This is a genomic window from Rhizobium sp. SYY.PMSO (assembly GCF_046840415.1).
Classification (GTDB): Bacteria; Pseudomonadota; Alphaproteobacteria; order Rhizobiales; family Rhizobiaceae; genus Rhizobium.
Window position 1 is genome coordinate 1,520,889 of the sequence record NZ_CP177350.1, and the last position, 11,824, is coordinate 1,532,712.

Here is an 11,824-nt window from a genome sequence, read left to right on the forward strand (position 1 = left end):
AGCCAATTGAAACAGCCCGGCGGCACGTTTAAACCCGCCGGCACGATCAGTGGCAAAGGGCCTCGGAAACAGGAATGGCGGCGGCAGGAGTTGGAGTGACTGATCCATACGATATTCTCGGCGTTGCGCGCGATGCGAACGAAGAGCAGGTCAAAGCGGCTTACCGCAAGCGCGCAAAGGCGGCTCATCCCGATTCCGGCGGCGATACGGACGCTTTCGCCCGATTGCAGAAAGCCTACGAACTGCTTCTCGACCCCGTGCGCCGCAAGGTTTTCGACGATACGGGTTACGATGTCGAATTGACCGATGCCGTCGACCTTCAGGCGCTGGTAGCCATCGAAAAGCTTATTACCGAGATCGTGCTGGACGAGCGCGAACCGGGGACCTTCGATCCCGTCGCCAAGATGCGCGCGAGCCTTCTTGAGGAAATTCGCAAGGCGAACTTCAGCAAGAGCGAGCTTGAGCGGCATTCCAACCGCATCGGCCTTCACCTCGACCGGCTTGGCAAACGCCCCGGCAAGGATGTGGTCGGCCACATGCTGCGTGCCCGCATCAAGGCGATCGCGACGGCCATCAGCGAAACGGAAGCGAAGATCGGCGCCAGCGAGCGCGCCTGCGACATGCTTGAGGGCTATCTCTATGAGATGGACGAATTGCAGCATGAGACGGACGCCGCAGCCGAAATCGAATGGGACGAGCCGCGGGTTCGGTCGGCCGCGCAATAGCTACCGCGCCGTTTTGCCGTCTTGAAGGGACGGATTTCGCGTCTGCCTTGATCGCGGAATCACTTTCAGCAACGCTATGTTGCAATGCAACAATCATCCCTAGACAAATCGAAGACCTGGCCTAGATCAAGCCTCCAGTACGCCGTCGCGCTCAGCGGACGATGACGGCACGGCAATTGACGGGCGCCGAACTCGGCGTCCAACGAAGATCTGGAGCGATTGCAGGAAAAGTGCGCGGCGGTTTTCCTGCAATTGCGTCAAAACAAAGGGACAGAGCGGTTTCGCGATTCGAAGAAAAGCGGAAACGCTCTGGACGGCGAGGTATACGTTTGCTGGCTTCCGAAGCGGATGAAATCGTCTTTGAACATCTGAGCGAAAACCGGTCTCGGGCCGCCCTGCGGGGTGCCTTCTGGTCGGCGCTGGATACGCTGATCCCAACGGCGCTCAACAGTCTGGTCTTCGTGGTCACATCCCGCTTTCTTCTGCCGCAGGATTTCGGCCTGGTGGCTCTCGCCTTCGCCATCGTCAGCTTTACCGCCGGCTTCGGCCCCACGGCCTTCGGCGAAGCGCTGATCCAGCAGAAGTCGATCCGCCGCAGCCATCTCGATACGGTTTTCTGGCTGTCCTTTTCCTGTGCGGCCATCCTTTACGCCGCGCTGTTTCTGCTTTCGCCATTCCTTGCCCATTGGGTGGGTCATGACGAAATCGTCAGCCTGTTGACGATCATCGGACTGAAAATCTTCTTCGACATGATGATCATCGTGCCCAACGCCCTGATCGGCCGGACGATGTCCTTTCATCTCGCAGCAGCCCGCACCGCGATCGCCACCTGCGTCTCGGCGGCCATTTGCCTTTCGCTGATTTTCGCCGGTTTCGGCCTGTGGGCGCTGGCGATCGCCCAGATCGCCGCGCCGGCGGCGGCCTGCATCGCCGCCTTCTGGGGAGCCGGGTGGCTGCCGGGCTTCCGCATCAAGCTCGCAAGCCTGCGAGAGCTTTTGCACTACGGCATCTTCGCCTCGGGCAACCGCTTCCTGCAGACGATGAATCTCGACCAGCTGATCATCGGCACGCTGGTCAGTCCGGCCGCTCTCGGTATCTACAATTTCGCCCGCCGGCTCTACGAGATGCTCAACAATGTGGTGGCGGGCGGCCTGACATCGGTCAGCCATGTGCTGCTATCTTCCCTACAGCACGACCAGAACAAGGTGCGCGAAGCCTTCCTCATGGCGACCTTCGGCTGCTCTCTTGTGTCTTTCCCGGCTTTCATGGGGCTTGCCGCCGTCGCCGACGACGCCATTCCGCTGATCTTCGGACCGCATTGGGCGGCCGCCATCTGGCCGGTTCGCTTCTTCTGCGTGATCGGCCTGATGGCCGGGATCGGCGTCATCCAGGCCTCCCTGATCACGAGCCAGGGCAAGTCCGACTGGTGGTTCTACTATCAGCTGGTGCGCAACATCGTCACGATCCTGACGGTGCTGCTGCTCTATCAATATGGCGTCACGATCATCGTGTTCGCGCTGATGATCGAAGTGCTGATGCTGTGGCCGGCGACGCTGTGGATGGTCTCCCGATTGATCGGCCTCAGCATTCCGGAATATTTCGGCCAGTTCCTGCGCCCGATCGCAGCCTATCTGGGGATGCTGGTCGCGGTGCTGGCGACATCCTCGGCCTTGAGCGACTGGCCGCAGGCTGCACGTCTCGTCTGCGACATCCTGGTCGGCGGCATCACCTATTCGGCCCTCATCCTGCTTCTGTGCAGGGAAAGGGTTCTCTTCCTCGTGCGGACGACGCTGCAAGGCCGACGCGCAAAGGCGCAGTAGCAGCCGTCGTGAACAGGGCGCGCGGAGGAGCGCAGGTCCCGGCCGCCGCGAAAACAACGCCGAATGTCAGAAAGGCGCATCATGACACTGGTTACGTTCATCATTCCCGTCCGCCATCAGGCCAATTCCAATGACTGGCCTTCGCTGAAAAGACGGCTGGCGCAAACCATCGCCTCGATTTCCGGGCAGTCCAACGGCAACTGGCGCGGCGTCATCGTCGCCAATGAAGGGGCCGATCTGCCTGACCTGCCGCCGAATTTCTCGGCCGAGCGCGTGACGTTCCCGCCCAATCCGCTGTATGATCTGCATAGCGCCGAGCGCGAACAGGTCTATGAAGCCGTGCGTCTGGACAAAGGCCGCCGGATTCTGACGGGCATGCTTTCCGCGCGCGACACGCGCTTCTTCATGATCGTCGACGACGACGATTTCGTCAGCGCCAATATTGTCGATTTCGCCGCCCGAAACAGCGATGCCAACGGCTGGAAGATCGACCGCGGCTACCTCTGGAGCGAAGGCGGCCGGCTGCTGCTGCATCATAACGATTTCGCCAATTTTTGCGGTACGTCGCTGATCATCCGGTCCGATCTCTACCGGCTGCCCCCAACCTTCGAGCAGGCGGAAACCGATTACATCAAATCCATGCTCGGCAGCCATGTTCGCATCGGCAAGCTGCTTTCCGAGGCCGGCTCCCCGCTCGGATCGCTTCCCTTCCGAGGCGCCATCTACCGCGTCGGGCACAGCGGCGCCCACAGCAAGTCATCCAATCTGTTGCGGACCCATTTCCTGAACCGGTCGGTGCTGACCCATCCCCGCCAGCTTCTGGGCAACCTTTCGCGCGTGCGCCCGCTCGACCGCAATCTCAGAAACGAGTTCTTCGGCGCGCGTGCCGCCGGGTAGCGGACGCCATTCCTCTGCCAACAAGGTCTCCAGCAACGCCGGCCGACGCCCTCAAAAGCGCCGAGGTAAGCCAGCGAGGGCAGAGCAACTCCAGGAAAAGTGCGCAGCGGTTTTCCGTCCGGAATCGCGTAAAAGACAAAAAAGATGGAACGGTCATCGATTCCGTGAAGCGAGGAACCGCTCCGGCCGGCAGCATCAGGTGTGGACGGCTGCAAGCGCAATGGCGTCCGCAACCTCTTCAAGCCGTTCCGAGAGCTTGGCCGTAGCGACGCGCAGATGACTGCTGGGCAGGATCGAAAACTTGGCGCCGGGATGCACGGCGATGCCCCGCGCCGCAAGCGTCACCACCGCAAAGGGTTCCGACGATACGGGTATCCAGGCGCACAGCCCGCCGCCGTGCAGCGCATCCACGCCGCGTTCGCCGAGAGCGCGGATCAGGCCGGCCCGACGTTCTCCATAGGTCTGCCGGGCATGATCGAGGCATGCCGCCGTCGCCGGATCGCGCAGCAACCAGGCGGCGGCAGCCTGCAGAATTCGGCTCGTCCAGCCGGCGCTGAAGCTGCGATAGGACTGGATCTGGTCGACGATTGCCCGCGAGCTCGAAAGGACCGCCAGCCTCAGATCCGGTCCGTGCGTCTTCGAATAGGAAAGGATATGGATGACCCGGTCGGGATAGAGATGTCCCATCGAATGTCGCGGCGCCGTCGAGATATCGGCGACGCCGTCGTCCTCCACGATGAGCGTATCCTTGTCCCTAAGGATCTCGGCCATGCTCGCCATGCGTGCCGGGCTCACGCTCTGGCCGGTGACGGAATGGATGCGCGGCTGGAAGATGAAGGCGACAGGGCGGTATTTCAGCGCCTCTTCCAGTGAAGACGGCAGCGGGCCTTCGTCATCGCATCTCACCGGAATGATCCGCGCGCCGCGATCCTCCAGAATATCCAGAAGACGCATGCCGGTCGGATCCTCTATCGCGACGGGCGCTCCGGGCATGACCAGGGCATTGATCAGCGTATAGACGGCATTGTAGCCGCCATTGGTCGCAAGGAACGCCTCCGGCTCGTAGGGCCATGTCTTCCTGACTTCCGCCTCCAACTCCGGCAGGATGCGGCTGCGCTCGTAGCTGTTGAGATTTTCGGCCGACGCGCCATAGGCCATCGCAGCCTCCAGCTTCGGCAGCAGCTGCACGTCGGGAACGGCTGCCGTCAGGTTCAGCGCGTCATAGCCATAATCCCCGACGCTCGCGAGCCGCGCAGGCTTGGCGACGAAGCGATCGCCGCTGACCCATGTGCCGTTCCGGCCTCGCCCGCTGATGATCTTCTGGCGCCTGAGCTCGCTCCAGGCTTCCGACAGGGTCGCCGGGCTGATGCCGAGGGCGAAGGCAAGATCGCGGATGGGCGGCAATTTGGTGCCGACCGGAAGCGCACCGGCGCGGATGAGTGCGCTCGTCTCCAATGCGATGCCGCGAATCGTCCGATCGCTCAGTTTTTCGGCAAACCAGTTCGCATCCCGCACGTCGCTCATTTATCCGCCATTTTTAATGTTCAATAACGTAATAACATTTGATCGACCCATATTGAACATTTAATCACTTGGAAAACAAGTTTTCCCGCGAGTGAATTTCATGCCCCTTACTCTCCGCCTTGCCCTTCGCGACTGGGACTACATCACGCCATTGGTCCTCGGCGATGTCTCCTCCCCGAAACTCGACATCAAGGTGGACCGGGTCGGCACGCTGATCCCGCATGTCGGCAAGAGCGACGCCTACGATGCCGCGGAAACCTCCTTCAGCCGCTACACGCAGATGCGCATCGACGGTGACGACAGCGTGGTCGGCATGCCGAACTTCATCATGCGGGGCTTCCGCCATCGCTGCGTCATCACCACCAAGGACAACCCGATCACCACCTTCGCCGAGCTGGCCGGCAAGCGCATCGGCGTCACCGGCTGGCGTGATTCCGGCAATACCTGGACGCGCGCTGCCCTCCGGCGCGAAGGCGTCGGCGTCGAGGACGCCATGTGGTATGCCGGCCGCCTGACCGAAGCGCATCCGATCACCGACCGCCTCGACGGCTTCGGCCGCCCCGGCCGCATCGAAGCGGCACCCGGCGAAAGGCCGATGATGGAGCTGCTGAAGGAAGGCCGGCTCGATGCGATTTTCACCCCTTTCATGCCGGACGGCTATTTCGCCGGCAATTCCGGCTTCCGCCAGCTTCTGCCGGATTTCCGCGCCGCAGAGCATCGCTATTTTGCCGAAGTGGGCTATGTACCGGGTATGCACCTGATCGGATTGAAGGCGGAATTCGTCGCGGAGCATCCCTGGGTGATGGCGGAGCTGAGCGCACTGCTCGATGAATCGCAGCGCGTCTGGCTGAGCAAGCGGCGCAAATATGCCGACACGACGCCCTTCATGCTCGACGAGCTGCTGAAATCGGCCTCCGAGCTGCCGGAAGGGTGGGATGCGAGCGGCTTTGCCGCCAATCGCAGGATGATCGCCGATTTCGCTGAGGAATTGCATGTGCAGGGCATCCTGCCGCGCCTGATGACGCCGGAGGAGCTGTTTCCCCTCGATGTCGACGGCAGCCGGACGAGCGCACCCTGAGCATCAACCGAAATTCAAGGACGCAAAGCAAAAAGGGGAATGAGCATGTCGTTGAAAAAACTAACCTATATGGCTGCTGCATGCCTGATGATTTCGGGCCCGGCCTTCGCTGAAGACGCTGGCCTGCCGAAACTCTCGGTCAATGAGCAGCTGCGCGCCAAGTTGCCGGAAAACATCCGCGCATCCGGCAAGATGGTCTCCGTCAACAGCGGCTCCTTCCCGCCTTACGAGATCGTTACCGGCGCCTCCGATGTCACAGGGGCGAGTGCGGAATTAACCAAGGCGATCGGGCAAATCCTTGGCGTCGAGATCACCCATGCGACCGTCGGCGGCCTGCCTGCCCTGCTCAGCGGCATCAATTCGGGCCGTTTCCAATATGCCGAAGGCCCGGTGGGCGACTTCACCTCGCGCGAAGGCGCCAATGACTTCGTCGACTACGTGCAGGAATTCGTCGTCTTCGCTGTCGAAAAGGGCAACCCGAAGGGCATCACCACGCTCGATACCGCGTGCGGCCATCGCATCGCCGTCATGGCGGGCGGATCGGCCGAGAAGGTCATCAAGGCCCAGGCGGAAAAATGCACGAAGGACGGCAAGCCGGCGCTGCAGGTCCAGTCCTTCACCGACCAGCCGACATCGATCCTTTCCGTCCGCTCCAAGCGTTCCGACGCGTTCTTCTCGTCACAGGCGCCGCTGACCTATTTCGTGTCGCAGGCCAACGGACAGCTGGAACTTGCAGGCGTCGGCCAGAAGAACGGTTTCGACGACCTGTTCCAGGGCGCCGTGCTGCCGAAGAATTCGCCGCTCAGCCCAGTCTTGCGTGATGCGATCAAGGAATTGATCGACAACGGCACCTATGCCGCCATCATGAAGAAATGGGGGCTCGAGAACAACATGATCAAGGAGCCGGGCATCAACCTGGCCGCGCAGGCAGGCAAATGACCGGCGTTACCAAAGAAAATGCATCGCCGGCAGGCGGCGGTGCAGACGCGGCGCGGCGCGATGTGGCAAATGCCCATGCGCCGTTCCCGAAGGGCCGCGTCGCGGCCTGGGTTGTAACGCTGCTGATCGCGGCCTATTTCGCCTGGTCGATCGCCCGGAACGAGAACTTCGGCTGGCATGTCGTCGCCCAGTACTTCTTCGATCCCGTCGTCATCGACGGTCTCTACGTCTCTCTGGGCCTGACCGTCGTCGCCATGGCCTTCGGCATCGTGCTCGGCCTGCTTCTGGCGGTCGCGCGCCTGTCGAAGGATACGCTGGCAAGCTCGCTCGCCTCGCTCTACATCTGGTTCTTCCGCGGCACGCCGCGCTGGTACAGCTGATCTTCTGGTACAATCTCTCGACGCTCTTCCCGACGCTGTCGATCGGCATTCCCTTCGGACCGACCTTCGTCAGCTGGGACACGAATTCGGTCATCAGCCCGATGACGGCCGCGATCGCCGGTCTGGCGCTCAACGAAGCCGCCTACATGGCCGAGATCATCCGTGGCGGCCTGCTCTCGGTCGACAAGGGCCAGTTCGAGACGGCGGAAGCCTTCGGCATGACGCGCATCCGCGCGCTGCGCCGCATCATCATTCCGCAGGCCATGCGCTCCATCGTGCCGCCGACAGGCAACCAGCTCATCAGCATGATCAAGGCGACCTCGCTCGTCAGCGTCATCGCCATGGCCGACCTGCTCTACTCCGTGCAGTCGATCTACAACCGCACCTTCGAAGTCATTCCGATGCTGCTCGTCGCCGTCATCTGGTATCTGCTGATTACCTCGGTGCTGAACATCGGCCAGGGTTACATCGAACGCTATTATAACCGCGCCGACCGCCGTTCCGGCGCGACGAAGGCGGCAAAGGACACTACGCCGGCGCTGGTGCCGGCACAGGAGGCGAGCCAATGAACGCCCCAGTGAATGCCGCCACCCTGCCGCCGCTGGTACAGGCGCGCAACGTCCACAAATCCTTCGAGAATCTCGAAGTGCTGAAAGGCATCGATCTCGACGTGGCGCCGGGCGAAGTCGTCGTCATCCTCGGGCCCTCCGGCTCCGGCAAGTCGACATTCCTGCGCTGCATCAACCACCTGGAATCGATCAACCGCGGATCGATCGAGGTGGATGGAGAGCAGATCGGCTACCGGCTGAGCAAGGGCCGGCTGGTAAAGCTGTCCAACCACGCGATCGCGCTGCAGCGGCGCAAGATCGGCATGGTTTTCCAGCAGTTCAATCTCTATCCGCACATGACGGCGCTGCAAAATGTCATCGAGGCGCCCATCGGCATCCACGGCGAAAGCCGGAAGCAGGCGACGGAGAACGCTCTTGCCTTGCTGGATCGCGTCGGACTGTCGGCCAAGGCCGACAACTACCCGCGGCAACTCTCCGGCGGCCAGCAGCAGCGCGTGGCGATCGCCAGAGCGCTGGCGATCAAGCCGAGGCTGATGCTGTTCGACGAGCCGACATCGGCGCTCGACCCCGAGCTGGTCGGCGAGGTGCTCGCCACCATGCGCGATCTTGCCAGCCAGGGCCTGACGATGATCGTCGTCACCCACGAGATCGGCTTTGCCCGCGAGGCTGCCGACCGCGTCGTCTTCATGGACGGCGGCAAGATCGTCGAGCAGGGCAAACCGGAGGACGTCATCGGCAATCCGCAGCATCCCCGCACCAGAAGCTTCCTGTCGCGCTTCATCTAGCGCGGCAGCCCCATCATCAGCGAAGCCTGCACGCTCTATGGCGGATGGCGGCTCAAGCGAACCATTGGAATAGCCATGACCCTCGACAACGATTTCGCCCGTCTTTCGGATTTCGAACCGATGAGGGCCGAATTGACCGGCATCCGCCGGCACCTGCACGCCAATCCCGAGCTTTCCTTCGAGGAAGCGGAAACGGCGCGTTTCGTCGCTGAGAAGCTGGAAGGCTGGGGCTACGAGGTGACGCGCAATGTCGGCGGTCATGGCGTCGTCGCCCGCATGACGGTCGGACCCGGCAAGAAGAGCATCGCGATCCGCGCAGACATGGACGCCCTGCCGATCGTCGAGCAGACGGGGGCTGCCTATGCCAGCAAGTCGCCGGGCAAGATGCATGCCTGCGGTCACGACGGCCATACGACCATGCTGCTGGGCGCCGCTGAGTATTTGGCCCGCACGCGCCGTTTCAACGGCACGGTGAACCTGATCTTCCAGCCTGCGGAAGAGGCAGGCGCGGTCAGCGGCGCGCAGGCGATGATCAAGGACGGCCTGTTCGAGCGTTTCCCCATCGATGTCATTTTCGGCCTGCACAATCACCCGGGCGCGGAGGAAGGCGCCTTTCTGTTGCGCTCCGGCCCGATGATGGCCGCAGCCGATACGGTCGAGATCACCATCACGGGCAAGGGCGGCCACGCCTCGCGTCCGCATCTGACCATCGATCCCGTCGTCGTCGCCTGCAATCTCGTCGTCAGCCTGCAGACGATCGTTTCCCGCAGCATCGACCCGACGCAGACAGCCGTCGTCACCGTCGGCTCCATCCACGCCGGCGAGGCCTCGAACGTCATCCCCGAAAGCGCCAGGATGGCGCTGAGCGTTCGCTCCTTCGACCCCAAGATACGCGAACTCCTCGAAACGAGAATCCGCAAGCTGACGCACGCCGTCGCGGAAGGCTATGGCGCCAGCGCCGATATCGATTACATCCACGGCTATCCGGTCGTCGTCAATTCGCAAGAGGAAACCGAATTCGCGCGCATGGTGGCGGAAGAGCTGGTCGGTGCCGATAAGGTCAGCACCTGCAACCTCATTCCAGGCAGCGAGGACTTTTCCTATTTTCTGGAACACAGGCCCGGCAGCTTCCTGCGCCTCGGTAACGGCATCAATTCGGCGGTCCTGCACAGCGCCAAATATGATTTCGCCGACGAAAGCCTTACCGCCGGTGCCGCCATGTGGGCACGGCTCACTGAGCGCTATCTCGACGCCTGATGAAAGCAGGTTGCGTGGGAGGAGTGCGGTTTCGCTTTTTCATGGAAGCTTGAACCGCCCGATCCCGTTTCTGCGCAAATCCGGACGGAAAGCCGCCGCGCGCGTTTCCCCGGCTGGCCACGAAACCTCGGAGCAAGCCCGCACGACGAACGACAGCCCCTGGCCAAGGGCAGGAGCTGGTCCGTTTTCGGTGATGATGGAAACGGGAGGGATACCGGGGATAACCGTCGCTCGAGCATCATGGCCCGGGGAACGGCACGATCCGGAGTCCGGAAACGATTATTTGTCGGCTGACCCAAGGCTGTCGGATGCTGCGGGCCTGTCGCTTGCGGGGATGTCCGTCCGCAGCCCGGTCTTCGGCTGGGAGCCCTGATCCTGCATTACGCGCCATTCATTTTCCAGCCGGTCAATCACATACGTAGGAATTTCATTTCTTACGTTTTCAAATTCTCGCATCACGACCTCCATTGTCATGCAACGATGGCATGCCATGGAAGAGTTTCTTTGTAAATCAACGCATTAAACTATTTAAACGATTAAAATACTTTCAATCGTTTGAAATATCCGCAGCTGTGGAAAAGTTTGGAGCAGCGTTAATGCCGAGCTTCGCCGGCTACGAGCCCGGTGCCTCACCGTCGGCAGTTCCGGGCGAGATGCTTCGAGCGGTTCGGCTGGCCGCAGGCCGCGCTAAGCGGCCGTCAAATTCCAGATCCTGCGCGCGCCACATCAGGTCGTGTTGCTCGCGCATTGCGTCTGCGGCCTCACGCACCACTTCGGAAATCTGCAGGAGCTGCTTGGCCAGGGGGCTCGTCTTGCGCCAGATCATGCCGATCGTTCGCGAGGGCTGCGGGCTTTGGAAGCGGACGGTCGACACCGAGGCGGAACGGGTTTCCACAGCCACGGCCATCTCCGGTATCAGGGTGACGCCGATACCGGCACCGACCATCTGCACCAGCGTCGACAGCGAGCTGCCGTCCATGAGCTCCCGCGGCAGCGCGGACTGTATGTTGCAGAAGGACAATGCCTGATCGCGGAAGCAATGCCCCTCTTCCAGCAGCAGCAACCGCATCTCTCGAAGCGCCTCCCGGTTGGGTACAGGCTTGCCCTCATCCTCGCCCGGCCGCACCAATACGAAATTCTCGGCGAACAGCGGCACCTCCGTCAGGGACGGCTCGGAGATGGGCAAGGCGACGATGGCCGTATCCAGGCGCCCCTCCTCCAGTTCCTCGACCAGCTTCGACGTCAAGGTTTCGCGCACATGGATATCAAGCCCGTCATATATCCGCGTCAGATTACCGATGATGCTCGGCAGCAGATAGGGCGCGACCGTCGGGATGATGCCGATCCGCAGCCGGCCCACAGGTTGATTGTGTGAGGCGCGGGCAAGATCGCCGAGCTCGTCGACCGAGCGCAGGATATCACGAACCCGGACAGCAAATGCCTCGCCGAAATTGGTCAGCCGGACCTGACGCGCCCCTCTTTCGAAGAGGTCGGTGCCGAGCTGTTCCTCCAATTCCTTGATCTGCATCGACAAGGCAGGCTGCGAAATGGCGCATACGTCGGCGGCACGCCCAAAGTGGCCATGCCGGGCCAGTGCCTCGAAATAGCGAAGTTGCTTGAGGGTGAAGTTCGTCATAAGTTTATCTTATCGCATCAATCAGGAAATCCAACTTAAATTAATGGATGGGCTTGGCTATAGTGCAGCAGCAAAAATGAGATGCGGCCGCCTGTCACACGCCGCTCCCGCCGGGAGCATCGACAGCGCTCAATTCATCGATGCGCGGATCTTTGGGAAAGCGAGGCATGCGCCGCCCGCTCTCGTCGATCCGTTTCGCGCGAAGCCAGAACAA

General features: G+C 61.8%; 9 protein-coding genes and 1 pseudogene. 8 read left to right on the forward strand and 2 right to left on the reverse strand.

Annotated features, from left to right (window positions below; translation table 11 throughout):
* The first annotated feature begins 95 nt into the window (after positions 1-95).
* From ACJJVH_RS25275 to ACJJVH_RS25285, 3 genes are all read left to right on the forward strand, one after another.
* The gene (locus ACJJVH_RS25275) at positions 96-725 is read left to right on the forward strand and encodes a DnaJ domain-containing protein (RefSeq protein ID WP_113357825.1); all 630 of its coding nucleotides are present in this window, start codon (positions 96-98) and stop codon (positions 723-725) included.
* A gap of 329 nt (positions 726-1,054) precedes the next feature.
* The gene (locus ACJJVH_RS25280) at positions 1,055-2,545 is read left to right on the forward strand and encodes a lipopolysaccharide biosynthesis protein (protein ID WP_412065465.1); all 1,491 of its coding nucleotides are present in this window, start codon (positions 1,055-1,057) and stop codon (positions 2,543-2,545) included.
* Between the two features lie 81 nt (positions 2,546-2,626).
* Entirely contained in the window at positions 2,627-3,442 is an 816-nt protein-coding gene (locus ACJJVH_RS25285) for a galactosyl transferase (RefSeq protein ID WP_412065466.1), read from the forward strand.
* Positions 3,443-3,637: 195 nt separating this feature from the next.
* Here the strand turns inward: ACJJVH_RS25285 and ACJJVH_RS25290 are convergent, their stop codons facing one another.
* The gene (locus tag ACJJVH_RS25290) at positions 3,638-4,966 is read right to left on the reverse strand and encodes a PLP-dependent aminotransferase family protein (RefSeq protein ID WP_113357766.1); all 1,329 of its coding nucleotides are present in this window, start codon (positions 4,964-4,966) and stop codon (positions 3,638-3,640) included.
* A gap of 100 nt (positions 4,967-5,066) precedes the next feature.
* On the opposite strand from ACJJVH_RS25290, the gene ACJJVH_RS25295 reads away from it, so the two are divergent.
* From ACJJVH_RS25295 to ACJJVH_RS25315, 5 genes and pseudogenes are all read left to right on the forward strand, one after another.
* Positions 5,067-6,044 (forward strand): nitrate ABC transporter substrate-binding protein, encoded by a 978-nt coding sequence (locus tag ACJJVH_RS25295; protein ID WP_412065467.1) that lies wholly within the window; start codon positions 5,067-5,069, stop codon positions 6,042-6,044.
* 45 nt (positions 6,045-6,089) lie between these two features.
* The gene (locus tag ACJJVH_RS25300; protein WP_412065468.1) at positions 6,090-6,983 is read left to right on the forward strand and encodes an ABC transporter substrate-binding protein; all 894 of its coding nucleotides are present in this window, start codon (positions 6,090-6,092) and stop codon (positions 6,981-6,983) included.
* Positions 6,980-7,932: pseudogene (locus ACJJVH_RS25305) on the forward strand (amino acid ABC transporter permease). The gene ACJJVH_RS25300 and the pseudogene ACJJVH_RS25305 overlap by 4 nt, the downstream one beginning before the upstream one ends.
* Positions 7,929-8,717: an amino acid ABC transporter ATP-binding protein gene (locus tag ACJJVH_RS25310; RefSeq protein ID WP_113394198.1), complete on the forward strand. Its 789-nt coding sequence runs from the start codon at positions 7,929-7,931 to the stop codon at positions 8,715-8,717. Before ACJJVH_RS25305 ends, ACJJVH_RS25310 begins: the two are co-directional and overlap by 4 nt.
* Positions 8,718-8,792: 75 nt before the next feature.
* Positions 8,793-9,974, forward strand: a complete 1,182-nt coding sequence (locus tag ACJJVH_RS25315; protein WP_412065469.1) for a M20 aminoacylase family protein — start codon at positions 8,793-8,795, stop codon at positions 9,972-9,974.
* A 613-nt stretch (positions 9,975-10,587) separates the two neighbouring features.
* Here ACJJVH_RS25315 and ACJJVH_RS25320 read toward each other — a convergent pair.
* The gene (locus tag ACJJVH_RS25320; RefSeq protein WP_113452000.1) at positions 10,588-11,610 is read right to left on the reverse strand and encodes a LysR substrate-binding domain-containing protein; all 1,023 of its coding nucleotides are present in this window, start codon (positions 11,608-11,610) and stop codon (positions 10,588-10,590) included.
* Between the last annotated feature and the right edge of the window lie 214 nt (positions 11,611-11,824).